This is a genomic window from Bradyrhizobium barranii subsp. apii, assembly GCF_011516635.5.
GTDB classification, from domain to species: Bacteria; Pseudomonadota; Alphaproteobacteria; order Rhizobiales; family Xanthobacteraceae; genus Bradyrhizobium; species Bradyrhizobium barranii.
Map to the genome: position 1 here is coordinate 8,440,767 of NZ_CP096255.1, position 24,785 is coordinate 8,465,551.

The following is a 24,785-nucleotide window of genomic DNA, read 5'->3' on the forward strand; positions in this document are numbered from 1 at the left end:
CGGTAGAAGGGTGCGGCCCACGCGCTCAGAGCAGGAATGCAAGCGCCGCCTCGCAGCGCTCCTCGACCTTGAGCGTGAGGAGATCGTCGGCGCGGGTGCGTCCGAGATTGACCGCGGCGATCGGGATCTGCCGGTTCGCGGCAGCCTGCACGAAGCGGAATCCGGAATAGACCATCAGCGAGGAGCCGACGATCAGCATGGCGTCGGCCTGCGCCAGATGATCCTGCGCGGTGGCGACCACATCGCGCGGGACGTTCTCGCCGAAGAACACGACGTCGGGCTTGAGGATGCCGCCGCAGGCTTCGCAGGCGGGCACCTTGAACGAGGAAAAATCCGCATGCTCGAGATCGGCGTCACCATCAGGCGCATCGGCGGCGTCGAGCGTCAGCCATTCCGCATTGGCACGGCCGAGCCTATCCTGGAATTCGTTGCGCGGGGTCTTCGCTCCGCAGCCCATGCAGCGCACCAGATCGAGCCGGCCATGCAGGTCGATCACCTGCCGGTGGCCGGCGGATTGATGCAACCGGTCGACGTTCTGGGTCAGCAGCATCTCGCAGCGCCCGCTCGCCTCGAGACGGGCGAGCGCATGATGCGCATCGTTCGGCCTCGCCTGGCCGAACCGCCGCCAGCCGATCAGGCTGCGCGCCCAATAGCGCTGGCGCGTAGGCTCTTCCGACATGAAGGCCTGAAAATTGACCGGCTGGGTCCGCTTCCAGTTGCCGTGGCTGTCGCGATAATCGGGAATGCCCGAATTGGTGCTGCAGCCGGCGCCGGTCAGCACGAACAGACGTTCGTGCCGGCCGACGAAATCTTCGAGCGAACGGTTTGCCTGCGGAGGGTTTGCCATGGCGCAGATGTAGTTCACGCCGTGTCGTTTTGCCAGATCACTCCCGCGCCAGCAGCTCGAAGCCGGCGATCAGCTTTTGGCCTGCGTCAGCCCGAGCAGGTCGGCCAGAGCCTCCACGCCTCCCATATTCATGACGGGGCACATTGGCAAACCAGTGACCGCTACCGGGCGGCGTTCCAATCGGATCAGGCGCGCCGGTGAAATGCCGGCGGCAACGGCTCGCGCACCAGTTCGCTGAGATTCAAGGTCTCCCCGCTTTCCGCAATGTCCGAGAACAACACCTCGACAAACGGATGCTGACGGTTGAACGCGGTGCCCCGCTGGTATTTGGCGCTCACGATGCGCTCAAGCGCGGCAAAGTTCCGTTTCCCAAGCGCGTTGTATTGCTTCCGGAACAAACTCTGACGTCCGCCACTATGCTCGATCGATTCAGCCCAAACGTCCATCACCTTGCGACTGACGAACGCCTCGATTTCTCCCGTGCCTTCCTGGGCAAGAAGCCGCAGCCCGTCCATGGCATGCGGCTCTTCATCGATACGGAATTTTGTCAGTGCCATCGGGATCCTCCTGTTGCTTGCGTCCGTATGCTTTGCGAACCGCGCCTCTCGCTCCGCCCCCGAACACGTCACGCGTCAGATCTTGGCGGGATCGGCGTCGTGCCTATGCTTGTGAAGAAACCGGGCAATCTGCCCACGGAGCGCCGCCGTATCCAGCAATGTCCCAACCGATCCGGCCGTGTCGAAGATCTCCCGCTGGAGCGTCGTCGGCAATGAATTCCATTGCATGATGACGGCCGCACCGAGACAACGCAAAACGCGCTCTTCCTCCGCCGCGAGGGCTGCGCCGCGCAGTCGCTCCGTCCCCCCGGCATTGACTGCATCCACGTATTGGTCCGCGAGCATCTGCTCGTTGTCCGCGCGCGATGTGTGGCTGTCCTGCAGTTGCTCGAATTTGCGCGTATCAGCTTTGCCGGGCGAATTCCTCGCCAGTTCGCCATACGCGGCCGCTTTTGCACGATACTGCAGAAATTTAAACATGCGGACTCCTTCAACAGCGATCCTTCGCCGCCGAGAAATACGTGAGGATTTCAGCGGCATTTCCGAGAATCGCTGCCCGGCGCATTGCCACCGTGCGCTTGTCTCCCGACGGCATCTTGCGGGCAAGGTCGAGGGCGTTGATCGCCCTGGCGCTCAACTCGCAAGCCAAAGAGGCCGGGATCGATTCTGACGAGCTGCTTGCTTGAGCCGATGGCGAAGGCACGCCAAGACCGGCTACCATTGTATGAGCATCGATGCGGCGATCAACACCACGAAGAAAACCGGCAGCAAGACCGGAGGTACGAGCCACTCGCGAAGGCTGAATCTAGGGGAATCCGACATACTGACCGCCTGTTGGTTCCGGCGGGAGCGCAATGCTCTCAGTCACCGATGACAGCCGAGGGGCGCGCGGTGATAAACTGTATGTAGTGATCCCTTCGCCGAATAGCGAGGCTTATCAAGAAACTATTTGTCGCGATCGGCATTGAATCGGATTGCTGCCCTGTTGCCAAATCTTCATTTGAGAGAGGCGCAACCGGCGCGTCTTCGTCTGGACGGAACGTCCGTGTTCCTGACGTACGCGGGTCGAGCGTCGGCCACCCGGCGAGCCCCGACTCAAACGGCGAAAAGGCTGGCGCGCGGCACCTGCAACCTGATCGGCCTGACCATGATCGACTTTCCAAATCACAGCCGCTCGTATGACCGGACGCGGCATGCCGTGCGGTTCTGGGGACACGACAGCGCCATCGAGGCCTCGTTCTTCATCGACGAAGACGCATTGAAGCGGATTCAACCGGGTACCCATTCCAGCGAATCGGGATTTCTGATCGCGTTCGATTCCAACCGCGACTTGATATGTGCCGCTGCGGCCAAAAAGTATGTCCGCGGCAGCCGGGGCTCCTACGACCTGCTCGCGGGAGATTTTTGAAGCGGTCGGCACGGGGTGATGAGTTCGTGGCTTCGGTCGTGAATCCACGTTTCTAGCTCGCCCAGTTCTCGCGAAACTCGGGGAACAGCGTCAGGCCTCCGCAGGCGTAAATGGTCTGGCCCGTGATGTAGCTGGCGTCATCCGAGGCGAGGAAGGCGAACACGGCGGCGATCTCTTCCGGCGTGCCGACCCGTCCCAGCGGAATGTGGCTGGTGACGACGCCGCGCTTGACGGGATCACCGGTCCAGGCCGCGTTGATCGGCGTGTCGATCGCGCCCGGGCCGACCGCATTGACGCGAATGCCGCGGCCGGCGAATTCCAGCGCCAGCGTGCGCGTCAGATTGGCGATGCCGCCCTTGCTGATCGAATAGGCGAGATAGCCCGGCTTCGGGATGATCTGGTGGACGCTGGAGCAGTTGATGATGCTGCCGCCTCCGCCGCGCGCGACGAAATGGGCAAGCGCCTTCTGCGCGCAGACCACGGCGCCGTTGAGATTGACGTCGATGATGCGGCGGTAGGTGTCGATGTCGAGCGCCTCGCTCGGCGACTCCCGCTGGAAGCCGGCATTGTTGACGAGACAGTCGAGCCGCTTCCAGCGCGAAAGCACTGTCTCGAACATCGCGGCGACCTCCTGCTCATTGCTGACATCGGCCCTGACGACGACATGATCGAGCTTGCCGTGGCCGCGGTCAGCCGATCCTGTCCTTGCGAGCGCGAGCGTCTCCTCGGCCCTCTCGGGGTGATCGACATAGTTGATGGCGACGGTCGCGCCCTCCTGCGCGAGCCGAATGGCGATGGCGCGGCCGATGCCTTGCGAGGCACCGGTCACCAGCGCGTATTGGCCGACGAGGCGGGAGGAAAACGGGGTCGAGCGATCGGTCTGCGGCATGAGCTTTCTCCGGGGATGCTTCATCATGGACGGAACCGGCGTTTTGTTCCATCCCGCTTGCGCATCGCAGGGATTCACCCGGCGCGGCGCGCGAGCGGCGAGGTCAGGATCTGGTAGAGAATGATGGCGCCGAAGGTCGCCGTGCCGATCCCGCCGATCGTAAACGCGCCGAATTTGAACGTGAGGTCGCCGGCGCCCGCGGTCAGCGCCACGGCGACGGTGATCAGGTTCGCAGGATTGGCGAAATCCACCTTGTTCTCGACCCAGATCCGTCCGGCCATCGCGGCGATCAATCCGAACAGCACGATCGAGAGGCCGCCGATGACGGGGCCGGGAATCGACAGGATCAGTGCGCCGAACTTCGGCGAGAAGCCGAGCAGGATCGAGACCGTGGCCGCGAATGCAAACAACAGTGTCGAATAGACCTTCGTCGCCGCCATGACGCCGATGTTCTCGGCATAGGTGGTGACGCCGGTGCCGCCGCCGCAGGCCGCCACGATGGTCGCGAGGCTGTCGGCGAACAGGGCGCGGCCGAGATAGCCATCGAGGCTCCGGCCCGTCATCGCGCCGACGGCCTTGATGTGACCGAGGTTCTCGGCGACGAGGATGACCGCAACCGGCGCGATCAGAAAGATTGCATCGGCCTGGAAGGTCGGCGTGGTAAAGCTTGGCATGCCCAACCACGGCGCGGCCGCGAGCTGCGCGAAGTCGATCGGCTTGCCGAAGCCGAGGCCGTTCGCGAACAGCAGGTACAGGAGATATCCGCCGATCGCACCGAGGATGATCGGCAGGCGGCGCCACAGGCCTGGAGCGGCAACGGCCACCACGCCGATGATCAGAACCGTCGCGAGCCCGATCCAGGTGTCGAACGCGTTGACGCTCACCGCCTTGACCGCCACGGGCGCGAGATTGAGGCCGATCGCGGCGACCACGGCCCCGGTGACGGCCGGCGGCATCAGGCGCTCGACCCAGCCAACGCCGGACCACATCACGATCAGCGCGATCACACCGTAGAGCACGCCGGCGCCAACGATGCCGCCGAGCGCGACGGAGAGATTTGGATTCGGCCCCTGCCCGGCATAGCCGGTGGCGGCGATGACGACGGCGATGAACGCGAAGCTCGAGCCGAGATAGCTCGGCACGCGCCCGGCGACGATGACGAAGAAGATCAGCGTGCCGATGCCGGAGAACAGGACCGCAACATTGGGATCGAACCCCATCAGCAACGGCGCGATGATCGTCGAGCCCGACATTGCGACGCAATGCTGGAGACCGGAGACGACGGTCTGGCCCCATGACAGCCGTTCCTCCGGCATGATCACGCCCGAGGCCTTGAATTTCCAGCGCGGAAAATAGCTCTGCGGCTGCGCGTCCGAGCCCATCGTGGTTGTCATATTCCCCCCGTTGCGGTGCAGCGACTGATCTTCGTGCGATCCGACAAAAATGTGATTGTCGCTTCTGCGGCGACCATCACATGATGCGAGTCATGCAAGATTCAAAGCTTGCAAAATCCAGATCTTGCAGAATCAAAATCAATGCGTTCCGGGGCACACACTATGACACAAGTCGCGATCCAGCCAGCCGTCCATCGCCGGCATCAGCCCTGGTACAAGATCCTCTACATCCAGGTCCTGATCGCGATCGCACTCGGGGTGCTCATCGGCTATTTCTATCCTGATCTCGGCAAGGAGCTGAAGCCGCTCGGCGACGGCTTCATCGCGCTGATCAAGATGATGATCGCGCCTGTGATCTTCTGCACCGTGGTGCACGGCATTTCCTCGATGGGCGACCTCAAGCGCGTCGGCCGGGTCGGGCTGAAGTCGCTGATCTATTTCGAGACGGTCTCGACCGTCGCGCTCGCCATCGGCCTGCTCGTCGGCGAGATTCTCCAGCCCGGGCACGGCTTCAACATCGATCCCGCCACGATCGATCCGAAGTCGGTCGCGACCTACGTCACCAAGGCCAAGGAGGAAGGCATCGTCGCCCATCTGATGGCGATCATTCCCGACAGCTATGTGGGCGCGATCGCGCGCGGCGACCTGCTTCAGGTGCTGCTGATCTCGATCCTGTCGGGCTTCGCCATCGCCTTCCTCGGCAAGGCCGGCGAGCCGATCGCGGAGGCGATCGACAAGGCCGCGAAAATGTTCTTCGGCATCATCCGCATCATCGTGCGCGTGGCGCCGATCGGCGCGTTCGGCGCGATGGCGTTCACCGTCGGCGCCTACGGCCTCGGCTCGCTGCTCAACCTCGCGGCCCTGATCGGCACGTTCTATCTCACCAGCATCCTGTTCGTGTTGATCGTGCTGGGCTCGATCGCGCGGCTCTCCGGCTTCTCGATCCTGCGCTTCATCGCCTACATCAAGGACGAACTCTTGATCGTGCTCGGCACCTCCTCGTCGGAAACGGTGCTGCCGCAGATGATCCAGAAGATGGAGCATCTCGGCGCCTCGCGCTCGGTGGTCGGCCTCGTCATTCCGACCGGCTACAGCTTCAACCTCGACGGCACCAACATCTACATGACGCTGGCGACGCTGTTCCTCGCGCAGGCGACCAACACCCATCTGACGATCTGGCAGGAGCTCGGCATTCTCGGCATCGCCATGATCACCTCGAAGGGCGCCTCGGGCGTGACCGGCGCCGGGTTCATCACGCTTGCCGCGACGCTCTCGATCGTTCCCGACATCCCGATCCAGTCGATCGCGATCCTGGTCGGGATCGACAAGTTCATGAGCGAGTGCCGCGCGCTGACCAACCTGATCGGCAACGGTATCGCCTGCGTCGTCATCAGCATCTCCGAAGGCGAGCTCGATCGCGAGGCTCTGCACGAGACCATGGCTCATCCGCTGGAGATGGGCGAGGCGCTGGAACCGGGCGGCAGCGCGGCCTCGTAGGCCGCGCCACGCAGCCGGTAGAGCCTCAGAGAGTCGCGTTGGCGACCAGCTCGACCCTGCGCGCGATCTCGATCGCCTGCAGGAACGCCTCGTCGTGACTGACCACGAGCAGCGCGCCGTCATAGGCCCTCAAGCCTGCCTCGACGGCTTCGATCGAGTCGATGTCGAGGTGATTGGTCGGCTCGTCCAGGATGAGCAGGGACGGCGGCGTCGACCCGCCTAGAACGCAGGCGAGGCCCGCACGAAACAGCTGTCCGCCACTCAGGCTCCCCACGATCTGCGAGGCGGCATCGGCGCGAAACGCGAACCGGGCCAGAGCAGCATGGCACTCGTTCGCGCTCGCTTTCGGATTGAGACGCCCGAAATTGTCCAGGATGGAGATCGCGGGATCGAGCAGGCTGACCTTCTGGTCGAACACCGCGAAGTCCGGCCTGACCCGCACGGTGCCCGCGAACGGGCGCAACTCGCCTGTGACGAGCTTGAGCAACGTTGTCTTGCCGGAACCATTCGGCCCGACGACCCCGACGCGCTCCGGGCCGACGAGCGTGAGTGAGAGATCGCGCAGGACCGGCTGCTCCGGCTGATAGCCGGCGTTGACGCGATCGAGCCATACCACCTCCCTGCCCGCCGGCAGGCCGGTCGGGGGCAGCTTGACCGACAGCGGCTGGCGAATCTCGACGCGCCGGCGAGCCGTGTCGACGGCCTCGATCGCCTCCGCGCGCCGCCGCTCGGCGATCTGCGCGGTCTTTCCGCCGCTGTCCTCGCTGCGGTCCTTGCGTGCACCGGCGAGAATGCGCGGCATGTCGCCCTTGGCGCGCTTCTTCCTGCCGCCGCTGTCCTTGCGCGCCTTGCGTTCCGCCGCCTCCTGCGCCTTGCCGTCGATCTCGGCGAGATGCTTCTCGGCATGCGCAAGGTCGTGCCTGACGGCGGCGAGCTCGATGGCCTTCTGCTCGCGGTAACTGCTCCAATTGCCGCCGTACCGTCTTGCCCCGAGCGATGTCATCTCGACGATGGCATCCATGGTCTCGAGCAGGTCGCGGTCGTGACTGACGACGATCGCCCCGCCCCGCCAGCCTGCGAGCAGGTCGACCACTGACTTACGTCCATCCCGATCGAGATTGTTGGTGGGCTCATCGAGCAGCAGGAAGTCCGGCTCGGCGAAGACCAGCGCGGCCAGACGGATCCGCGTGATCTGCCCGCCCGACAAACGATCCAGCTCCGTGTCGGTATCAGGATCGAACCCGACACGCGCGAGCGCGGACGCAAGCCGCGCTTCAAGCGTCCAGTCGACGTCGGTGACTTCGTCGGCGAATGCATCGCCCCGCTCGGCACGGCGAAGCAGCTCCAGCGCTGCGCGCGCGCCGAACAGATCGATCACCGCGGCGCCCGCAGGAAGCTGGACGTCCTGGCGGAGCATTCCCACGGTTCCGCTCACGAGAACGCGTCCCGCTTGGGGAATGTGCTCTCCGGTGATCGCAGCAAGCAGCGTTGTCTTGCCGACGCCGTTGCGGCCGACGAGACCAGCCCGTTCGGCACCAAATGTCAGGTTGAGGTCGGAAAGGAGAGGACGGCCGTCAGGCGTGGACAGCGAGAGGTTCGACAGAATGATCGATGCAGGCATGGAATTCCCCGTGAGCAAGGCGGATGGGCGTTGCGGTCGGGGTGAAATCCATGGATGCGAAACTCCTGATTGATGTCTCGCTGATAATCCCGCCGGGCGCCGAGATCAAGGCGCATTCCGTGCGACGCGTCCGCGCCAATCAGCAAAGCATCACGAAGCTGTTGATGGACGCTGCATGGGGCATGCGGTAAGGGGCAAAAAACAACGTGTCTCAACCAAGAGGCCATCTCTTGAGCGGCAAGCCGAATAGCCCCCTCGCCCAACTGCTTCAGCAAGCCTTTCTGGCGCTACGTGCAAAGCAGTTCGACATTGCAAGGCAGCTTGCGACCGAAGCCCTGAAATCAAATCGCACCGACCGGAATGCCGTGCTGATCCTCGCCCATGCCCTGCTCGGCCAGGAGCGTGCGGAGGAGGCGATTGCGCCGCTGGAGAAAGCCGCGAAGCGCAATAGCGATCCCGAAATCGAGACGCTGCTCGGCCATGTGCTGTGTGCCGCGCGGCGCAGAAGCGATGGACTGGCGCAACTGCGGCGAACCACAGCGCGCCGTCCGCCCTATCTGCCCGCGTTCCAGGAGCTGGCGGGCCAGCTTGCGAACGCCGGCGAGGTTGGCGAGGCGGTCGGGATGATCGAGCAAGCCCTCGCGCTCGCCCCGGCCAGCGTCGATCTGCAACTCGACCTTGGCCGCATGCATGTCCGGAATAACAATCGCGCCAAAGCGCGTACCGTGCTGACCGCGGCGCGCGCGATCGGGCCGGGACGCACCGGTATCCTGACCGAACTTGGCTGGGCCGAGCTTCTCGACGGCGCCTATGCGGAGGCCGCCGACACCTACCGTCACGCGCTCGGGCTTCGCCCGGACGACGCTCTCTCCCGCGCCAATCTCGCGATCTGCCTGATGGAGATGGGCGAACGCGATGGCGGCGAGGCGGCGCTGCGGTCCGTGTATGGCGGACGGCCGCAGATGCTCAGCCGCGCCGCCCTCACACTCGCCGCCTCGTCGCACGGCCGCTTCTTCTTCCGCCCGAGCGCCGCGGCGAAATTCCTGGGAGCCAGGCCCGAGCGGGCTACGCCCTGAATTTCCGCCGGTACAGACCCGGCTCGCGCTTCAGCGCGGCGCGCAGGGCGTGGACCTTCTGCGCTTCATCCTCGGTGAAGGCCGAGGTCTGCCGCGTCCAATCCTCACGCTTGACCGGAATGCATTGCGCGATCGGTGTGCCCTTGGGCAGCACGCCGCGAAAGCCCGTATTGTGCCAATGCGCCGGAAAGTGGATCCAGCTGTCGCGATAGCGATCGCAATCGACGAGGCCGCTCAGCGTGATGAACGGCAGGTCGAAGCGATTGACCGGATGGGTGAAGAACAGCGAATAGCCTTCCGGCGCCTCGATGGTCCAGAGATTGTGAAACTTGATGACGAAGCGATCGGCCTCGAACAGCGGCGAGCCGGTGAGCTGGCCCTGATCGTGAAAGCTGATCGGCGAGCGCGGAAAATCGATCTCACCGCCGGGCGGGATGTCGTTGTCCCAGCTGATCTCGCCATCCTCGACCCTGATATCGCAGATTAGCGGGATCAGGAAACCGCATGTCATCGCGTCGATGAACGGCGGGCAGCGCTTAACCGTCTCGTCATCCTGCTGATTGAGGGCACTGAAGGCCGTGGTCGGCATCGCCTTGAGCCAGTCGGGAACGCCGAGATTCGCCGGCACCGGCTGCGGCAGCAGGCCTTCGAGTTCTCCGGGGCAGCGAAATTTGATCGCGAGCTTGTTGTTATTATTCTGCGAGGACATTGGGCATTCCAGCCGAGTCCCCTACTGATAAACGGAAACTGCGGCGCGTCAAAGCGCCGCAGCTAATCCAGACCATTACATCTTCGTCATGTTCGGATCGACGGCTCTCTTCACGGGCCCGTGAGAAGAGCGCAATCAGCCCTTGAGCGCAGTGACCACCACCTCGATCAATGCACCGCCGCCGAGATCGGCAACGCCGACCGTGGCGCGCGCCGGTAGGTTGTCACCGAAGAATTCGGTCCAGACCGCGTCCATCTCCTTCTTCTTGGAAAGATCCGTGACGAAGATCGAGGTGCTGACGACGCGCGACCTGTCGGTGCCGGCTTCCTTCAGATAGCCGGCGATCTTGCCGAGGATGTTGCGGGTCTGGTCGCCCATGGACACGGAAGTGTCGTCGGCGATGGTACCGCCGATGAAGACGAAGCCGTTGGCCTCGACGGCGCGGTGCATGATGGGCGTGCGGATGCTGCGGGTGATGCTCATGATGTCCTCTTCTTAGAGCGTGGAAGGATGGAAACGGCCGATGCCGAGATCGCCGATTCGGGTCTGGGTGCCGCCATTGACGATCAACTCGGCCATCACGGCACCGGCGCCGGGGCCGAGCTGAAAACCGTGCAGCGAGAAGCCGAACTGATGATAGAGGCCCTTGTGGCGGCTGCTTGGTCCGAACACGGGGATATCGTCCTTCATCTTCGCCTCGATGCCGGCCCAGGCGCGGACGATCGTCGCGCTGCGCATCACCGGGAACAGCTCGAACACGGTGCGCGCGCTGATCGCGAGGCTCTTCCAGTCCAGCACGGTCTCGTTGCGATCCTGATAGGGCGTCGCCAGATGGCCGCCGCCAATCAGCACGGTGCCGTTGGAGAATTGCTTGAAGGACAGTTTGCGCCCGCGCAGGATCACGACGGGGTCGATGAAGTGCGGCACGCGCGAGGTGATCATCAGCATCGGCGCCACGGTCTCGACCGGAACGGGCTCGCCGAGTGCGGCCGCAATGTTTCCGGCCCAGGCGCCGGCGGCATTGACGAGCACCGGCGCGGCAAAGGTTTCAGTGCCGACATCGACGTGCCAGAGGCCGCCGCTCTGACGGATGTTGCTGGCCGCCATGCCCTCGCGCACGGTCGCGCCGAGCTGCTCGGCCTTGCGCCGGAACGCCGTCGTTGTCTGCGCCGGATTGGCGGCCCCATCGCGGCGCGACACCACGCCGCCCGGACATGTCTCAGCCACGGCCGGCACCAGCCGCCGCAATTCAGTCGCGTCGATCAGCTCTTCATGGGTGAAGCCAAGCGCGTTCAGCTCGGCGACCCGCGCGCGGCAGACCGCGAGCTCCTCCTCGTTCTCCGCGACGAGAACCTGACCGTAACTCTCAAAGCTGCAATCGTCGTCGAGGAGATCGGTGATCTTCTCCCAGATCCCCATCGAGCGGATCGAGAGCGGGATTTCCGGGATGTGGCGCGCGAGCTGGCGGACGCCGCCGGCATTGACGCCGGAAGCATGGCGGCCGGCGTAGTCTTTCTCGATCAGCACCGGCTTCATGCCGGCGAGGCACAGATGCAGCGCGGTCGAGCATCCGTGGATGCCGCCGCCGACGACGATCGCATCCACGTTTTGGGTCATCCGCGCACCACCGCCTTGACGTCGGCCTCGCTCTTCGGGACGGAGGCGAGCTCGGCGAGCGTGATCGGCTTGACCGGCGCGCGCAGCCGGTAATAGCCGATCTCCTGTGCCGTCTTGCCCCGCGCCTGCGCCATCAACTCGGTGACCGTGAGGCCGCAGAGCCGGCCCTGGCACGGCCCCATGCCGGTGCGGCGATAGGCCTTGAGCTGGTTCGGGCCAGTCGCGCCAATGGCGACGGCATCGAGAATGTCCTTCGCGGTGACTTCCTCGCAGCGGCAGACGATGGTGTCGCCCGAGGGAATGCGGAACTGCGGCGCGGGGCGGAACAGCGTGTCGAGGAAGACGCGGCCGCGCTCGGCCTTGGCGAGATCGGCGCGGAGCGTCGCCATCGGCGCAAGTTTTGTCACAACCGCAGGCGCCAATGCCTCCACCGCCGCGCGCGCCGCGATGCGGCCACGGACCACAGCCGCATTGGCACCACCGATGCCGGCGCCGTCACCAGCGATCGCGATGCCCGCGACCGACGAATTGCCGCTCGCGTCTAACACCGGCGACCAGCACAATTGCAGATCATCCCAGCGATGCTCGATTCCGGCCGACATCGCCAGATTGACGTTGGGCACGACGCCCTGATGCAGCAGCAACAGGTCCGCCGGAATCGTCTCGCGCTTGCCGCCGGCGACATAGCTCACATTCGCGAGCTGGCCATCACCGGATGCCGAGAGCTCGGTCACACCTGAGACGACCTGCACCTTCGCCTTCACCTCGCGCATCATCGACAGGCCCTTGGTGAAATAGGGCGAGGTCAGGAAGGCGAAGGCATGCGGCAACGCGGCGAAGTAGTTGCCTCGCTCGGTGGTGTCGAGGATGCGATCGATGCGGCCGCCGAGGCGCAAAATCTGCGCGGCGAGCAGCCAGAGCAGAGGCCCCTGCCCCGCGATCACCGTGCGTCCGTCCGTCACCAGCGCCGATGATTTCAACATCGTCTGCGCCGCGCCCGCGGTCATCACGCCCGGCAAGGTCCAGCCGGGAATCGGGAACGGCCGCTCCAGCGCGCCGGTCGCAAGGATCACGCGCTGCGCCTTGAGGAAAGCGGATGCACCGCCGATCGAGACGGCGATCTCGAGGTTACGGTCGAGGCTCCAGACGGTGGCGCGGTGGATAATCTCGGCGCGGCTCGCGCGGAGCGACTGAACGAGATCGGCACCGACCCAATAGTCGGCGCCAAGCTGGTTGCGGTCGGTCACGGGCGTGGACGAGATGGCGCGAAACACCTGGCCGCCGGGGCCGATGTTCTCGTCGAGCAGCAGCGTCGACAGGCCGGCTTCGGCGGACGTCGCAGCGGCCGCGAGGCCGGCGGGCCCGGCCCCGATCACCACGACGTCATAAGCTTCGCGCTTGGGAGCCACAGTCATTTTCCGATCTCCCGCTTGCCCTTCTGAATCTCGATCTGCATGCCCTCGGCGACGGGCACCAGGCAGCCCTGGCGGTTACCGACGCCGTCGATGGTGACGAGGCAGTCGAAGCACACCCCCATCATGCAATAGGGCAGACGCGGCGCGCCGCTCACTGCGGTCGAACGGCGCGCATCACAGCCGGAGGCCAGCAGTGCGGCGGAGACGGTGTCCCCCTGACGCGCCGCGATGGCCGTGCCATCCACGAAGATCTGGACCTGCGGTCGCTTGTCCTGTTCGGATCGTCTAAACATGGGATGCCTCTTGGCTCCTTGAGATATCTCTAATAGCCGCTGTTGTTCGCAGCACCGGCGGCGCCGAAACGGCTGGCCGAGAACGCGCCGACCAGCTCCGGCTCGAGCGCGCCAGCTGCGACCATGCGCGCGATCTCGAAAGCGTGGTTGGAGGCGAGCGTCACGCCGGAATGGCAACAGGCCACGAAGGCGCCGGGATGCGTCTCCGACTGGTCGTAGATCGGAAAGCCGTCCTGCGGCATGACGCGGATGCCGGCCCAGCTCCTGACCACGTTGAGCCGCGCCAGATGCGGAAACATCCTTTGCGCGCGATCGGCCATCACGGCGCTGACGGAATGCTTCAGGGTGCGATCGTCGAGCTCGTCCTCCTTGCTGTCGCCGATCATCACGGTGCCCTCGTCGGTCTGGCGGATCGTGGTCAGCGGGTGCGGCAGGAACGGCATGGTGCGCTCGGTCACCACGATCTGGCCGCGGGTCGGGCCCATCGGCGCGTGGAGGCCGACCATCGGTGCCAGCGTCTGGTTGGCATTGCCGGCCGCGAGCACGATCTTGGCGGCGCGCAGTTCGCCCTTCGGCGTGGTCAGGCGGAATTCGCCACCGCTCTTGCTGATCGCCGAGACCGGGCGCTCCGGAAAATAGTCGATGCCGAATGCCTTGAAGCCGGTGTGGAAGGCACGGAAGGTCCGCAGCGAATTGACGTGGCCGTCGAGCGGACAATAGCTGCCGCCGGACACTTCCGGCCCGATCAGCGGCAGCGACTTCTTCACCTCGGAGGCGGAGAGCATCTCCATCTTGTAATCGGCAGCGCCGGTCTGGTTGTGCATGCGCTTGACCAGCTCGGTACGTTGGCCGAATTCGTCGTCGCCGAGGGTGAGATGGAAGCCACCATTCTGCTGAAGCGAGACATCGAGGCCGGTCTGTTGTTTCAACTCGGAGGCAAGCCGGCTCCACGCTTGTGACGCCTGCACGGTCCAGACGGTATAGGCGGGCATGCCGAGGCCCTTGCTCTGGACCCAGACCAGCGCAAAATTCGCACGCGAGGCGCGCTTGGTGATGTCGCCTTCGTCGAGCACGGCCACGCGCTTGCCGAGCCGGCCGAGGCCCCAGGCAATGGCGGAGCCGAGCAGTCCGCCGCCGACCACAGCGACGTCGTAGTCTCCTGACATAAATTTCTCCTATCGTCCCGTATCGCCCTTGCCGGCGAGCACGCGGTCGAGCCCGTAGAAGCGGTCGAGCAGAATGAGGGCGGTCATGGTGATCGCGATCACGCAGGCCGAGACCGACGTCACCAGCGGATCGATGTTGTCCTGGATATAAAGGAACATGCGCACCGGCAATGTCTCCGTGCCGGGCGCCGCGAGGAAGACGGTCATGGTGAGATCGTCGAAGGACTGGATGAAGGCGAGCGCCCAACCGCTGATGACGCCGGGCAGGATCAGCGGCAGCGTCACGCGGCGAAACAAGGTCCAGCCGTTGGCACCGAGCGAGACTGCCGCCATCTCGACCGAGAGGTCCATGCCGGTCGCCGCCGCCAGCGTCAGCCGCAGCGCGAACGGAAACACGATGATGACATGCGCGATGATCAGCGCGGCAAAGCTGCCGCCGAGGCCGGCCGAGGTGAAGAAGCGCAGGAAGGCGATGCCGAGCACGACATGCGGGATCATCAGCGGCGACAGGAACAGCGCCGCGAGCGCATCGCGGCCGCGGAAGCGATAACGCGCGATCGCCAGCGCTGCCGGCACCGCGAACAGCAGCGCCACGAAGGATGAGAGCGCACCGAGCCCCAGGCTGACCCAGAAGGCATGGATGAACTCGGGATAGTTGGCGATCGCCCTGAACCAGCGCAGCGAAAAGCCGTTGGTCGGCAGCGACAGGAAGCCTTCGGGCGTGAAAGCAACGAGGCATACCACCAGGATCGGCGCGACCATGACGATGACGAAGATGGTGTGGAAGATCAGCGCGAGCGGGCCGTTCCGGCTCATCGGAACACCTCCGCGTAGCGGCGCTCGATCAGCGCGTTGCTGCCGACGACGATCAGCACCAGCGCGACCAGCAGCAGCGTTGCGACCGCTGCACCGAGCGGCCAGTTCAGCGTGTTGAGGAATTCGTCGTAGGCCAGCGTCGCCGCGACCTTGAGCCGACGGCCGCCGATGATCGCGGGCGTCGCGAAGGCACTGGCGGAGAGCGAAAACACGATGATCGCGCCCGACAGCACGCCCGGCATGATCTGCGGCATGATGATGCGGCGGATGATGGTCACGGGCCCCGCGCCGAGCGACATCGCGGCGTTCTCGATCTGCGGGTTGAGCCGCTGGAGCGCGGCCCACACCGACAGCACCATGAACGGCATCATCACATGGGCGAGCGCAACCACCATCCCTGTCTCGGTGAACATGAAGGGAATGGGCGAGCGGATCACTCCGAGCGACATCAGGAGCTTGTTGACGAGGCCGTTGTTGCCGCCGAACAGCAGCGCCCAGCCAAGCGTCCGCGCCACCACAGAGATCAAGAGCGGCCCGAGGATGATCAGCAGGAAAAAGCTCTTCCAGCGGCCGCTCATGCGGTTGAGGATGTAGGCTTCGGGGGCGCCGAGCAACGCGGTGAGCAGCGTCGTCAGGATCGCGATGCGAAACGTCCGCCAGAACATCTCGGCGTAATAGGGATCGGTCGCGATCTCGTGCCAGTTCTTCAGGATGAAGACGGGCTCGATGCCCTTGTACTGACCCCAGTCGTGGAACGACAGCATCACCGTCATCGCCAGCGGGACCAACAGCACGCCGACGAACAGCATCAAGGCGGGCGCGGTCAGCGCCCATGGCGCACGCGCGCTGCGCTCCTCGGCGGCCGTGCTCATGCGACACCCCTCGCGCGCACGCTCATGTCCTCGGGCCGCCAGACGAGGCGAACCGCCTCGCCTTCAGCCGGCGGCGCGGTCCCGTCATTCTGGCGGATCACGATCGCCGGCCCGCATTCGCTGTCGCACTGGAACAGCCAGTGATTACCCTGGAAGATGCGCGCGACGATCTTTGCATTGAGCCCCGTATCGCCAAAGCCGATCCGTTCAGGGCGAATGCTGACAGTGACAGGGCCACTGAGCCCGGCCGGCGCCGGCGCGTTCCAGGAGCCAGCCACCAGCCGCACCGGCGTCGCGGTCCGATCAATCGTCGCCGCAAAATCGTTGGTCTTGCCGAGGAACTGCGAGACGAAGGCCGAGGCCGGCTTCTCATAGGTCTCCTGCGGCGAGCCGATCTGCTCGATGCGGCCCTGGCTCATCACCACGATGCGGTCGGACAGCGACATCGCCTCGTTCTGGTCGTGGGTGACCAGGATCGTCGTGGTGCCGATGGTGCGCTGGATCTGGCGCAGCTCGATCTGCATCTCCTCGCGCAGTTTGGCGTCGAGATTCGACAGCGGCTCGTCGAGCAAGAGCACGCTCGGCTTGATCACCAGCGCGCGCGCCAGCGCCACGCGCTGCTGCTGACCGCCGGACATGCGGCGCGGATGGCGGTCCTCAAAACCGGCAAGCCCGACCATCGCGAGCGCGGCGCGGACGCGCTCGGCTCTTTCGGCGCGCGGCACGTTGCGCATCTCGAGGCCGAACGCGACGTTCTCCGCCGCCGTCATATGCGGAAACAGCGCGTAGCTCTGGAACACGATGCCGAGCCCGCGCTTCGCGGGATGGATCGCGGTCAGGTCCTTGCCCTCCAGGCGGATCGCGCCGCGTGTGGGATCGAGGAAACCCGCGATCATCTGCAGGGTCGTGGTCTTGCCGCAGCCGGACGGGCCGAGGAAGGAGATGAACTCCCCCTTCCCCACCGACAGACTGAAGTCATCGACCACGGTCTGCGCGCCGAACTGTTTTGCGACCCGATCGAGCTCGAGATAGGCCATGCGCTGTCTCCGCAACGATCAGATCAACGCTCAACCTCGCGATTCCAGCGCTTGGTCCACTCCTCGCGCTTCTCGTTGATGACCGTCCAGTCCGGGTTATAGAGCTTTGCCGCGCGCTCGCCGATCGGCGCCATCTTGCCGAGCTCCGGCGGGACCACCAGTGATTTCAGCACCGGGCCGTAGCCGTAGTCCTTCAGCATCACAAGCTGGATTTTTGGGTCGAGCAGCATCTTGACGAAGTTGGAGGCGAGCGGCGAGGCATTCGGCTTGGTGATCGGACACGCCGTCGTCAGCAGCGTCGCCGCGCCTTCCTTCGGATAGACGAAGTCCACGGGGAAGCCGGTGTTGGCGAAGCTCTGCACGCGGCCCGTGCCCCACACCGCGATCACGGCCTGGCCGGACTGGAACAGCTCGGTCATCTTGCCCGGCGACGGCTCATAGGCGAGCACGTTCGGATTGATCTGCTCCTTGAAGATCTTGAAGCCGGAATCGACGTTGGTCTCGCCGCCGCCGTTCATCTTCGACAGCATCACCAGCGCTTCGAGGCCGTAGTTGTTGTTGATCGGCGGGATCACGAGCTGCTTGGCGTATTTCGTGTCCTTCAGATCGTTCCACGAAGTGGGTGGCGCCCAGCCTTTCTCGGCGAACACCTTGGTGTTGTACATCAGGCCGGTCGCGACGATGCCGATCGCAACGGCGCGATCGTCCTTGAAGCGCGCGGTGTCATAGAGATCGGCGGCCGGCAAGCCTTCAAGCTTGCCGCAGAAACCGAGCTGGATCGCCTGGTACATCGGGCCGTCGTCGACGATGGCGACGTCGATCTGCTGATTGCCCTTCTGCGCCTGGAGCTTGGCCAGCGTATCGGTGGAATTGCCGGCGACGTACTCGACCTTGACGCCATTCTCCTTCTCGAAGGCCGGGATCACCTCGTCGCGGATGGTCTTCTCGAACGAGCCACCGTAACCGGCGACATAGAGCGTTTTCTGCTGGGCCGAGGCGGCCGACGGGACGGCGATGAGCGCTGCGATGCTGACCGCGGTCAGAAGGCTGAGAGTCTTCATATGGACCGATCTCCAATACCGGAATGAGGTGACGTGCCGAGAAATCTCTGACTGAGGCGCCTTCCGCATTTCCTTCCGCGCCAACCCTCTCCGGACAGGGCTCCGGCCCCTGTTCGCGAGGTTTTGGCGCGATTCGGAGGTTTGAACCCCTCCAATCTGCCGAAAAAGCGGGCTGTCTCCAGTCCTGATGAAAAAGATCGCAAACCCTGGCTTCCATCGTCCAATGAATAATGGCACCCTCTGCATGCCTAAATGTTATGGATGGAATTGGGGATGGCGCGGATCAATTCGCGGCAGGTGGAAGCCTTCCGCGCGACGATGCTGACCGGCAGCGTGACTGAGGCGGCAGCGCTGATGACCGTGACGCAGCCGGCCGTGAGCCGGCTGCTGCGCGACCTCCAAGCGCTGCTGAAAATGGAGCTGTTCGAGCGGCGCGGCACTGGCCTCGTGCCGACCGCCGCGGCGATGGCGCTCTATACCGAAGTGGAGCGCTCCTTCGTCGGGCTCGAACGCATCACGGCGGCCGCCGAGGAAATCCGCGGCCGCCGCACCGGCTCGCTGCGAATCGCTGCGCTGCCGGCGCTGTCGAACGGCTATCTGCCGCGGCTCGCCGGACATTTCCTGAAAGAACGGCCCAACCTCAACCTCGCCTTCTTCGGCGTGATCTCACCGATCGTGGTCGATTGGGTGCTCAACAATCAATGCGACATCGGCTTTGCCGAGGTGCCGATCGCCCATTCCGGCCTGCCGAGCCAGCGGCTGCCCGCGTTGGCGCGCGTCGCGGTGCTGCCGACCGGTCACCGCCTCGCGGAGAAGGAGGTGCTGGAGCCGCGCGATTTCGAGGGCGAGACATTCATCTCGCTGTCGGCGGGATCGTCGAGCCGGCATCTCGTCGACCAGGTGTTCCATCGCCACGACGTCCGCCGCGTGCTCAGGGTCGAGACCACGCTGTCGGAGATCATGTGCGGCATGGTGTCATCAGGGCTTGGCGTCGCGATCTGCGATCCCTTCACCGCGCAGGAATTTTCCACCCGCGGCGTCGCCGTGCGCCGCTTCCTGCCGCGCATCGACTTCGAATTCTCCGCGGTCTTTCCGGCGCAGCGCAGCCCCTCGCCGGTGGCGCTGGATCTGGTCGAGACCATGCGCAAGGCGCTGGTTGAATTCGAGGACGAAGCAACGCTCAGCCGCTGAACGCGGCCTGCGCCTCCGGCAGGTCCCAGATCTTGCCGATCGCGGCAGTGCCGGCTGCCGTGATCGCCGCCTCGTCAGCGCCGAGATAGCATCCCTCATCGACCAGCATGCGGCCGTCCACCATGACCTGATCGATGTTGGCGCGGTTGGCGAGCGCGATCAGCGCGCGGCGCGGATCGAACAGCGGTTGAAGATGCGGATGGGTGAAATCGACGACGGTGAGATCGGCGGTCGCGCCGGGCTCGATCCGGCCGAGATCGGGCCGCTTGATGACGTCGGCAGCCACGGCCGTGTTGGCCTCGATCAGTTCCGGCGAATTGGCGACATCGGCGCGCTGCGACGTGACCTTGGAGATCAGCGAGGCGGCATTGAGCTCGCCCAGCAGATCCATGTTATAGCCGTCGGTGCCAACCACGGTGCGCACGCCGTGCTCGGCAAAACGGCTGAACGCTGCAGTGACGCCGGCGCGCGCGAACACGCGCGGGCAATTCAGCACGGTCATGCCGCGGGCGGCCATCAGCTTGAGATCGTCGTCGGTGCTGAACATGCAATGCGCGGCCATCAGGTCTGGCGCCAGCAGGCCGAGCCAGTCCAGATATTGCGCCGGCGTGCGGCCGCCATAGCGATTGCCGATGGTCTCGACCTCGGCGCGGCTCTGCGCCATGTGCGTCGTGATGGGCACGCCAAGCTCGCGCGCCCGTGCGGCGCAGGCTTTCAGCAGATCGGGGCCACAGGTGTCGGTGGCGTGCGGACTCATGGCAAGACTGATGCGCCCGTCGCCGCGATTGTTCCAGCGCTGATAGAGCGCGTCCCACGTTGCCATGTCGGCGGTGCCGTCGTCGCCGGAATAATGCACCACGCCATCAGGGCCCGCCTTGGCATCTGACGTCGAGAACAAATAGGGCGCGCCGTAGAAGCGGATGCCCATCTCTTCGGCGGCATCGAACATCTCCGGGATCGAATTGCGGAACGGCTCCATCACGGTGGTGGCGCCGCCCTTGAGGAGCTGAAGGATGCCGAGCCGGGCGACCGCGAGGCGCTCTTCCGCCGACAGGATATCGGCGCCGCGCTTGGTCAGCGGCAACAGCACCGTATAGACGATGCTCTGGTTGTTCTTGCGGCCGTTGCCGTCCTCGGTGTGGCTGCGCGCCACAGCCTCGGAGAAGCAGTGATTGTGCAAATTGAGCAGGCCCGGCAAGACGAAGCGGCCGGGCCGGTCGTAGACCTGATCCGCGCTTGGCTTGTCGCGGGTGATCGCGGCGACCTTCTTGCCTTCGACCAGGACCCAATGGTCGCGCAGCACATCCTGCGCGCCGTCTTTCCGTGACAGCACATAGCTGCCGAAAATTGCTGTGGTGCTCATGCGGGGCGCACGTTCCAGAAGACGGCGGTGCCGTCGAGAATGCCGGTGATGGCTTTGCGATAGGCGGTCGGCTGCTTGTACAGGCCGATCGGAATATAGGGGATTTCGTCGAACGCGACCGTCTGGATTTCGCGGCAGATGCGCTGCTGCTCGGCGAGCTCGGAGGCGGCCAGCCACTGGCTGCGCAAGGGCCCCATCCTCTCGCTCGCGTACCAGCCCGCGACCTTGCCCTCGCCGCGGATGTTGGTGTTGCCGGCTGGATTGAGCCAGTCGATGCCCTGCCAATTGCCGACCGCGGCGCTCCAGCCGCCCTGCCCGATCGGGTCCTTCTTGAGCTGCCGCTGCAGGACGACGGCGAAATCGAGCCCGGCATATTCGACGTTCATGCCGGCCTTGCGCAGTGAGTCCACCGCGATCTCGCCGAGCGGCTTTTGCGCCAGCGAATTGGTCGGGACCAGCACCACGATCTTCTCGCCATTGTAGCCCGCGACCTTCAGCTCGGCCTTGACCTTGGCGTAGTCGCGCGGCCCGCGGAAGACGTCGAGGCCGACATCGCTCGCCATCGGCGTACCCGGGGCGAAGTATCCGATCGGCGACATCTGGAAGGCGGGATCGGTGCCGGCGACCGCCGTCATGAAGGCAGACTGATCGATCGCACCCAGCAGCGCGCGGCGAACGGCGGGATTGTCGAACGGCGGCTGCAGATGATTGAGGCGCAGCATGCAGGCGTAGCCTCTGGGGTCAAGGATGCGCGTCTCGATATCGCCGGCCGCCTTGATGATCGGCAGCAGGTCGTGCGGCGTGGTCTCCTGCCAGTCCTGCTCGCCGGTCTGGAGCGCGGCGACGCCGGTGCCGGCATCGGGCGTCGTGGTCCAGACCACGCGATCGTAGTGCACGATCTTCGGACCCGCGGTCCAATCCGGCTTGCCGTCGGTGCGCGGCTGGTAGCGCTCGAATTTGGCATAGGCGTTGCGCGCGCCCTGCACGCGCTCGTCGGCGAGATAGCGGAACGGGCCGCTGCCGATCACTTCGGTCAGCGGCTTGAACGGGTCCTGGCTCGCCAGCCGCTCCGGCATCATGAAGCAGGGATTGATCGCGGCCTTGCCAAGCGCCTGCGGCAGCAGCGGGAACGGGCGCTTGAGGCGGAAGCGGATGGTACGGTCGTCGGCGGCCGAGAGCTCGGCGGTCGCCTCCAGCAGTTCGCCGCCAAAGCCGTCGCGCGCCGCCCAGCGGCGGATGCTGGCGACGCAGTCGCGCGCCAGCACACGTTCGCCATCGTGCCAGAACAGGCCGTCGCGCAAGCTGAGGTCCCATTGCAGCAAGTCAGCGGAGATGGCGTGGCCCGACAGCATCTGTGGCGAGACCTGGAGCGAGGAGCTCATGCCATAGAGCGTATCGTAGACCATGAAGCCGTGGTTTCGCGACACCTGCGCGGTCGAATAGATGGGGTCGACGAAGGCGAGGTCGATGACGGGAATGAAGCGCAAGGTGCTCTGCGCTTCGGCGCGGACGATGCCCGGCAGCGACAACGCCGGTACTGCGGCGGCAGCCTTGAGGAGCGAGCGGCGGGAGATCGGCATGACAAAAGGCTCCTGAAGGATCTTACGTGTTCAACAAGACCGCGCCGATCGCAGCGGCGACCGCCTGCTGCGCCGGCTCGATCACGGGCACACCGATCGCTTCCGCGATCGCCGCGCGGTGCGACGCCATGCCAGCGCAGCCCATCACCACGACATCGGCGCGGCATTGGGTGACCAGCGCGCGGCCGGCATCGACCAAGCGGCCGCGGATATCGGCGCCTGCCGTTTCCGCCGCACTCGCGCCGACCGACCAGCTTCCGGCGTAACGGCTATCGACGCCCATCACCCGCGCCATGCGCTGCTGGCGGCGGATGCTCGACGGCGACAGCGCGATGATGCCGAAGCGTTCGCCCAGCATCAGCGCGCGAAAGATGCCGCATTCGGCGATACCCAGCACCGGACGGCGGCCTGCCGCCTCGCGCACCGCATGCAAGCCTGGATCGCTGAAGCAGGCGAGCACGAACGCATCGGCATCATCGCGCGTGACGCGATTGACCAGCGGCATGACCACGCTATCGGCATCGCGCTGCGAGCTGATGCCTGGCGGTCCCTCGGCGAGGCCAACCACCTCGATGTCAGGCCCGCCGGCGATGCGCAGCGGCGCGACCGCCTCGTCGATCGCCGCCGTCACCGACGCCGAGGAGTTGGGGTTGATGACGAGGATGCGACGACGGGTCATGGTGCTGCTCAGCGATTACTGGCTTCGTGGCGCAGGAAGTTTTCCGCGATCTTCTCGCCGGTCGTGATCCAGACATCAGGGCACGACTTTGCGTAGGTCAGGAACTCGCGCAGCAGGCGCAGCCGCATCGGACGGCCGCTGCACTGGGGATGCAGCACAGTCGTCACCATCGCGCCCCAATCCCTGGTTTCGTCGAGCTCGTCCTTCCAGATCGAGAGCACATGCTCCTTGGGGAAGATCGAGCGCGGGCTGAAGCGGGCAGAGAGGCCGTGCATCCAGTCGTCATAGCTCGCAGTGACCGGCAGCTCGATCGTGCCGGGCTTGCCGTCGGCCAGACGATGGCGATAAGGCCGCACGTCGTCGCGGAACGAGGACGTGTAGACAATGCCGTGACGTACGAGTGCTGCGCGCAGCTCCTCGGTGAACTCGCCATAGGGCGCGCGATAGCCGGTCGGCCTGACGCCGAGCCGGCGCTTCAGCGCCTCGAAGCCGCGCTCCAGCTCCTCCTCGATCCAGGGATCGCCGGGATCGGGCAGCAGATGGTGATAGCCGTGATGGCCGATCTCGTGGCCGGCCTTGAGGATCGACTCGGCCATCGCCGGATGCGCGTCGACCGACCATCCCGTGACGAAGAAGGTCGCCTTCAGATCGAGCTGGTCGAGCAGCTCCAACAGCTTCGGCGTGCCGACGCGCGCCTCATAGCCGCCATAGCTCATGGTGATGAGCCGCTGCGCGTGGACCGCGTCCTTGCTGGTCCACGCACTCTCCGCGTCGACGTCGAAGGAGAGGAACATCGCCGAAGTGTACGGCTTCGGCCAGGGATATTCCGGCGCGGGATCGGCGGTGTTGGCCGGAACGAGCGGGATGCTCTTGAGTGCCTTACTGTCCAGCATTGATGGTCGCCTTCTCTAATCCGTTGTCGTTCAGTTTCCACTTGGCAAGCAGGGTCTTGTAGGTGCCGTCGGCGATCAACCCATCGACCGCTTCGAGAATGGCCTGCTGAAGTGCCTTTTCCTTGACCGGCAGGGCAATGCCGGTGAATTGCTGCGCGATGGGCTCGCCCACGGACGCATAGGCGCCGGGCTCGAGGTCCATGAGTAGGGCAGCGTCTCGTTGCCTTGGGCGGCGGCATCGATGCGGCCCTGCCTGAGCTGGGTGCGGGCGTCGGCCGAGCCGTCGGTGCCGATGAACTGGATCGGATTGCTGCCGCAATTCTTCTCGCTCCACGCCGCGATCTGCGCCGGGAACATGGTGCGGCGGCTGGCGCCGACCTTCTTGCCGCAGAGCGATGCCGCGTCCTTGAACTCCGCCTTGCGCGACTGCTGCACGAAGAACTGCGGGCCGCTCCTGAGATAATCGACGAAGGACGCGATGTCGTGACGGCTCGCGTAGTCCGTGAAGCCGGACAGGATGGCGTCCACGCGCCCGGTCGAGATCGACGGCATGAACTCGGCAAAGCTCGTCTCCTGCCAGTCGATCTTGACGCCGAGCTTACGGCCGATGGCTTCGCCGAGATCGATGTCAAAGCCGGACAGCGCGTTGGTGGCGGGATCGCGGAACTCCATCGGCGGATAGTTCGGCACCAGCGCCACCTTGAGGCTGCCGCGCTTGGCGATCTCCGCCGGCAGCTCGATGGACAAGGCCGAAACGGTCATGGCGCCGAAAAGCGCCGCCGCAACCCAAAGTCTCTTCATCAA

26 protein-coding genes and 1 pseudogene are annotated in these 24,785 nt (G+C 65.1%); 5 read left to right on the forward strand and 22 right to left on the reverse strand.

What is annotated here, in order from left to right:
* Positions 1–25: 25 nt before the first annotated feature.
* The 4 genes from HAP41_RS40470 to HAP41_RS40485 form a co-directional block, all read right to left on the reverse strand.
* Positions 26–847, reverse strand: a complete 822-nt coding sequence (locus HAP41_RS40470; protein WP_028151461.1) for an NAD-dependent protein deacetylase — start codon at positions 845–847, stop codon at positions 26–28.
* Positions 848–1,032: 185 nt separating this feature from the next.
* Positions 1,033–1,404 carry a signal transduction histidine kinase gene (locus tag HAP41_RS40475; RefSeq protein WP_166079977.1) on the reverse strand — a complete coding sequence of 124 codons (372 nt, stop codon included), beginning with the start codon at positions 1,402–1,404 and terminating at the stop codon, positions 1,033–1,035.
* 75 nt (positions 1,405–1,479) lie between these two features.
* Positions 1,480–1,884, reverse strand: coding sequence for a hypothetical protein (locus HAP41_RS40480; protein WP_063981068.1), 405 nt, complete (start codon positions 1,882–1,884; stop codon positions 1,480–1,482).
* 10 nt (positions 1,885–1,894) lie between these two features.
* Entirely contained in the window at positions 1,895–2,194 is a 300-nt protein-coding gene (locus HAP41_RS40485; RefSeq protein WP_224580607.1) for a hypothetical protein, read from the reverse strand.
* Positions 2,195–2,449: 255 nt separating this feature from the next.
* On the opposite strand from HAP41_RS40485, the gene HAP41_RS40490 reads away from it, so the two are divergent.
* Positions 2,450–2,812 carry a DUF1488 family protein gene (locus HAP41_RS40490; RefSeq protein WP_224580606.1) on the forward strand — a complete coding sequence of 121 codons (363 nt, stop codon included), beginning with the start codon at positions 2,450–2,452 and terminating at the stop codon, positions 2,810–2,812.
* Positions 2,813–2,864: 52 nt separating this feature from the next.
* Here the strand turns inward: HAP41_RS40490 and HAP41_RS40495 are convergent, their stop codons facing one another.
* Positions 2,865–3,701: an SDR family oxidoreductase gene (locus HAP41_RS40495; protein WP_135214743.1), complete on the reverse strand. Its 837-nt coding sequence runs from the start codon at positions 3,699–3,701 to the stop codon at positions 2,865–2,867.
* 74 nt (positions 3,702–3,775) lie between these two features.
* The gene (locus HAP41_RS40500) at positions 3,776–5,095 is read right to left on the reverse strand and encodes a solute carrier family 23 protein (RefSeq protein ID WP_135214742.1); all 1,320 of its coding nucleotides are present in this window, start codon (positions 5,093–5,095) and stop codon (positions 3,776–3,778) included.
* Between the two features lie 162 nt (positions 5,096–5,257).
* On the opposite strand from HAP41_RS40500, the gene HAP41_RS40505 reads away from it, so the two are divergent.
* Positions 5,258–6,592: a dicarboxylate/amino acid:cation symporter gene (locus HAP41_RS40505; RefSeq protein ID WP_071909716.1), complete on the forward strand. Its 1,335-nt coding sequence runs from the start codon at positions 5,258–5,260 to the stop codon at positions 6,590–6,592.
* A gap of 25 nt (positions 6,593–6,617) precedes the next feature.
* On the opposite strand, the gene HAP41_RS40510 is transcribed toward HAP41_RS40505, so the two are convergent.
* Entirely contained in the window at positions 6,618–8,213 is a 1,596-nt protein-coding gene (locus tag HAP41_RS40510; protein ID WP_166079976.1) for an ABC-F family ATP-binding cassette domain-containing protein, read from the reverse strand.
* A 23-nt stretch (positions 8,214–8,236) separates the two neighbouring features.
* On the opposite strand from HAP41_RS40510, the gene HAP41_RS40515 reads away from it, so the two are divergent.
* A complete protein-coding gene (locus HAP41_RS40515; RefSeq protein ID WP_155257924.1) occupies positions 8,237–8,404 on the forward strand; it encodes a hypothetical protein in 168 nt (55 codons plus the stop codon).
* Between the two features lie 39 nt (positions 8,405–8,443).
* Positions 8,444–9,289 (forward strand): tetratricopeptide repeat protein, encoded by an 846-nt coding sequence (locus HAP41_RS40520; RefSeq protein ID WP_175617996.1) that lies wholly within the window; start codon positions 8,444–8,446, stop codon positions 9,287–9,289.
* On the opposite strand, the gene HAP41_RS40525 is transcribed toward HAP41_RS40520, so the two are convergent.
* From HAP41_RS40525 to HAP41_RS40570, 10 genes are all read right to left on the reverse strand, one after another.
* Positions 9,279–9,998, reverse strand: a complete 720-nt coding sequence (locus tag HAP41_RS40525) for a hypothetical protein (protein ID WP_063981063.1) — start codon at positions 9,996–9,998, stop codon at positions 9,279–9,281. The two genes, HAP41_RS40520 and HAP41_RS40525, sit on opposite strands and share 11 nt — an antisense overlap.
* 135 nt (positions 9,999–10,133) lie before the next feature.
* Positions 10,134–10,481, reverse strand: coding sequence for a RidA family protein (locus HAP41_RS40530; RefSeq protein ID WP_166079975.1), 348 nt, complete (start codon positions 10,479–10,481; stop codon positions 10,134–10,136).
* Between the two features lie 12 nt (positions 10,482–10,493).
* Complete coding sequence (locus tag HAP41_RS40535; protein ID WP_135214738.1) at positions 10,494–11,615, reverse strand: NAD(P)/FAD-dependent oxidoreductase; 1,122 nt, start codon at positions 11,613–11,615, stop codon at positions 10,494–10,496.
* Positions 11,612–13,030 carry an FAD/NAD(P)-dependent oxidoreductase gene (locus HAP41_RS40540; RefSeq protein ID WP_166079974.1) on the reverse strand — a complete coding sequence of 473 codons (1,419 nt, stop codon included), beginning with the start codon at positions 13,028–13,030 and terminating at the stop codon, positions 11,612–11,614. Before HAP41_RS40540 ends, HAP41_RS40535 begins: the two co-directional genes overlap by 4 nt.
* The gene (locus HAP41_RS40545; RefSeq protein WP_063981059.1) at positions 13,027–13,323 is read right to left on the reverse strand and encodes a (2Fe-2S)-binding protein; all 297 of its coding nucleotides are present in this window, start codon (positions 13,321–13,323) and stop codon (positions 13,027–13,029) included. Before HAP41_RS40545 ends, HAP41_RS40540 begins: the two co-directional genes overlap by 4 nt.
* Positions 13,324–13,352: 29 nt before the next feature.
* Positions 13,353–14,489: an NAD(P)/FAD-dependent oxidoreductase gene (locus tag HAP41_RS40550; RefSeq protein WP_166079973.1), complete on the reverse strand. Its 1,137-nt coding sequence runs from the start codon at positions 14,487–14,489 to the stop codon at positions 13,353–13,355.
* Between the two features lie 9 nt (positions 14,490–14,498).
* On the reverse strand, positions 14,499–15,305 hold the full coding sequence (locus HAP41_RS40555; RefSeq protein WP_071909709.1) for an ABC transporter permease: 807 nt from the start codon (positions 15,303–15,305) through the stop codon (positions 14,499–14,501).
* Positions 15,302–16,177, reverse strand: a complete 876-nt coding sequence (locus HAP41_RS40560; RefSeq protein WP_166079972.1) for an ABC transporter permease — start codon at positions 16,175–16,177, stop codon at positions 15,302–15,304. Before HAP41_RS40560 ends, HAP41_RS40555 begins: the two co-directional genes overlap by 4 nt.
* Complete coding sequence (locus tag HAP41_RS40565; RefSeq protein ID WP_166079971.1) at positions 16,174–17,214, reverse strand: ABC transporter ATP-binding protein; 1,041 nt, start codon at positions 17,212–17,214, stop codon at positions 16,174–16,176. The genes HAP41_RS40560 and HAP41_RS40565 overlap by 4 nt, the downstream gene beginning before the upstream one ends.
* A 23-nt stretch (positions 17,215–17,237) precedes the next feature.
* A complete protein-coding gene (locus HAP41_RS40570; protein ID WP_166079970.1) occupies positions 17,238–18,275 on the reverse strand; it encodes an ABC transporter substrate-binding protein in 1,038 nt (345 codons plus the stop codon).
* Between the two features lie 273 nt (positions 18,276–18,548).
* Between HAP41_RS40570 and HAP41_RS40575 the strand changes: the two genes are divergently transcribed.
* Positions 18,549–19,466 carry a LysR substrate-binding domain-containing protein gene (locus HAP41_RS40575; protein ID WP_166079969.1) on the forward strand — a complete coding sequence of 306 codons (918 nt, stop codon included), beginning with the start codon at positions 18,549–18,551 and terminating at the stop codon, positions 19,464–19,466.
* On the opposite strand, the gene HAP41_RS40580 is transcribed toward HAP41_RS40575, so the two are convergent.
* The 5 genes and pseudogenes from HAP41_RS40580 to HAP41_RS40600 form a co-directional block, all read right to left on the reverse strand.
* Positions 19,456–20,829 (reverse strand): amidohydrolase family protein, encoded by a 1,374-nt coding sequence (locus HAP41_RS40580; RefSeq protein ID WP_166079968.1) that lies wholly within the window; start codon positions 20,827–20,829, stop codon positions 19,456–19,458. The genes HAP41_RS40575 and HAP41_RS40580 overlap by 11 nt on opposite strands.
* A complete protein-coding gene (locus tag HAP41_RS40585; RefSeq protein WP_166079967.1) occupies positions 20,826–22,409 on the reverse strand; it encodes an ABC transporter substrate-binding protein in 1,584 nt (527 codons plus the stop codon). The genes HAP41_RS40580 and HAP41_RS40585 overlap by 4 nt, the downstream gene beginning before the upstream one ends.
* A gap of 22 nt (positions 22,410–22,431) precedes the next feature.
* Positions 22,432–23,088, reverse strand: a complete 657-nt coding sequence (locus tag HAP41_RS40590) for an aspartate/glutamate racemase family protein (protein ID WP_166079966.1) — start codon at positions 23,086–23,088, stop codon at positions 22,432–22,434.
* Between the two features lie 8 nt (positions 23,089–23,096).
* On the reverse strand, positions 23,097–23,981 hold the full coding sequence (locus tag HAP41_RS40595; RefSeq protein ID WP_166079965.1) for a polysaccharide deacetylase family protein: 885 nt from the start codon (positions 23,979–23,981) through the stop codon (positions 23,097–23,099).
* Positions 23,968–24,782: pseudogene (locus tag HAP41_RS40600) on the reverse strand (ABC transporter substrate-binding protein). The gene HAP41_RS40595 and the pseudogene HAP41_RS40600 overlap by 14 nt, the downstream one beginning before the upstream one ends.
* Positions 24,783–24,785 lie beyond the last annotated feature (3 nt).